General features: G+C 74.8%; 2 protein-coding genes. Both read left to right on the top strand.

The genetic code is table 11. The annotated features are described in order from the left end of the window. Nucleotides 1–145: 145 nt before the first annotated feature. Nucleotides 146–1,039, top strand: coding sequence for an NAD-dependent protein deacetylase (locus tag ACZ6NC_RS01790; RefSeq protein ID WP_465727869.1), 894 nt, complete (start codon nucleotides 146–148; stop codon nucleotides 1,037–1,039). A gap of 135 nt (nucleotides 1,040–1,174) precedes the next feature. Next, nucleotides 1,175–2,034 (top strand): DeoR/GlpR family DNA-binding transcription regulator (locus tag ACZ6NC_RS01785; protein ID WP_465727867.1); only part of this gene is annotated, 860 nt, incomplete at its 3' end.

Here is a 2,034-nt window from a genome sequence, read left to right as displayed (position 1 = left end):
GCGTACCTCTCCCTTCCGTTTGCGTGGCTTCAGTCGTTTGTGTCATTGCCGTGCTTGGCCCCGGGGAGTCCCCCCCCCCCCCCCCCCGGACCCCCCCCCCCCCCCCCCCGGCCCGCCCGGGCGGCGGCTGTCCTACGCTGGCTGCATGCCCGTGCATCGAGGACCCGAGGGGCCGGCCACCCGTGCGAGCGGGCCGCAGTCCGGCGGGCTGGACGAGGTCCGGCGGCTGCTGGCCGGGCGGGGTGTCGCCGTCCTGAGCGGCGCGGGGCTGTCGACGGAGTCGGGCATCCCCGACTACCGGGGTGCCACCGGCCGGCTGCGCCGGCACACGCCGATGACGTACCAGGAGTTCGTCGGGAGCGAGGCGAGCCGGCGCCGGTACTGGGCCCGCAGCCACGCCGGGTGGCGGGCGATCGCCGAGGCGCGGCCGAACGCCGGGCACCGGGCGGTCGAGCGGCTGCGCCGGGCCGGCCGGGTGTCGGCGGTGATCACCCAGAACGTCGACGGGCTGCACCGCGCGGCCGGCACCGTCGACGCCGTCGAACTGCACGGCGGACTCGACCGGGTGATCTGCCTCGGCTGCGGGCGCAGCAGCGCGCGCGAGGAGCTCGACCGGCGCCTGCACGCCCTCAACGGCGCCTCCGCCGGTGCGGATGCCCGGGCGAACCCGGACGGGGACGTGGAGCTGCCCGACGCACTCGCCACGTCCTTCCGTGTCCCGCCCTGCACGGCGTGCGGCGGCATCCTCAAGCCCGACGTCGTCTTCTTCGGCGAGAACGTGCCCAGGCCTCGCGTCCAGCACTGCTACGACCTGGTCGACGGCGCCCGCGCGCTGCTCGTCCTCGGGTCGTCCCTCACCGTCCTGTCGGGCCTGCGCTTCGTGCGGCACGCCGCGGGCACCGGCAAGCCCGTCGCGATCGTCAACCAGGGAGCGACGCGCGGGGACGCGTACGCGGAGGTGACGCTCTCCCTGCCGCTCGGCGCGACGCTGACGACGCTGGCGGACCAGCTCGACGGCGGGCCGTCCGCCGGCGCCTGACGACGCTCGGCCGCGGAAAAGAGCTCCCCGGAAAGCGCTCCCGGTACGCGCCGGACCGCTGCGCCCGGGGGTTGCGTATCCTCTGTAGCTGTTCGGTTCTGGTGTTTTCGGTTTGTTGGTGAGGGGAGCGGGGCTGTGGCGGATTCGGGACTTCTGGCCCATCAGCGGCAGGCGCTGATCGCCGAGATCGTGCGCCGCAGCGGTGCGGTGCGGGTGGCCGATCTGGTCGAGCAGTTGGGGGTCTCCGACATGACCGTCCGCCGGGACCTGGACGCGCTGGAGCGTTCGGGCACGGTGAAGAAGGTGCACGGGGGTGCCGTACTCGGGTCGGAGACGGCGGTGGCCGAGCCGGGGTTCGAGGTGAAGTCCGGCCTGGAGTCGGCGGCGAAGGCGGCGGTGGCGGACGCCGCGGCGGCGCTGGTCGAACCGGGCAGCGTGATCGCGATCTCGGCGGGGACGACGGCGTTCGCGGTCGCGGCGAGACTGCTGCGGGTGCCGCGGCTCACCGTCGTCACCAACTCGCTGCCGGTCGCAGACCTGATCCGCTCGGCCGGGGAGCAGCACGATCCGGACGCGCCGTCGCTGCTGCTGACCGGGGGCTCCCCCACGCCGTCCGCGGCGCTGGTCGGACCGCTGGCGGACCAGTCGATCAGGGCGCTCCACGTCGACCTGCTGATCCTGGGGGCCCACGGGGTGTCCGAGAAGGCCGGCCTGACGACGCCGAACCTCGCCGAGTCGCAGACCAACCGGGCGCTGGTCGCCTCCGCCCGGCGCGTCGCGGTGGTGGCGGACCACAGCAAGTGGGGTGTGGTCGGCCTGAGCGGGTTCGCGGCGCTGGAGGACATCGACGTGTTCGTCACGGACTCCGGGCTGGGCGAGCACGCCCGGGGCGTCCTGGCGGAGGCGGTCGGCGAGCTGGTGGTGGGGGGGGGGGGGGGGGGAGGGGAGGGGGGGACGCCTAGTAACAACAAAGAGGGGACGACTGGCGGGCGCGA

It is taken from the genome of Kitasatospora sp. NPDC041988 (genome assembly GCF_055588525.1).
The sequence above is the reverse complement of the archived record's forward strand: the minus strand, read 5'-3'. Positions and strand labels throughout refer to the sequence as shown.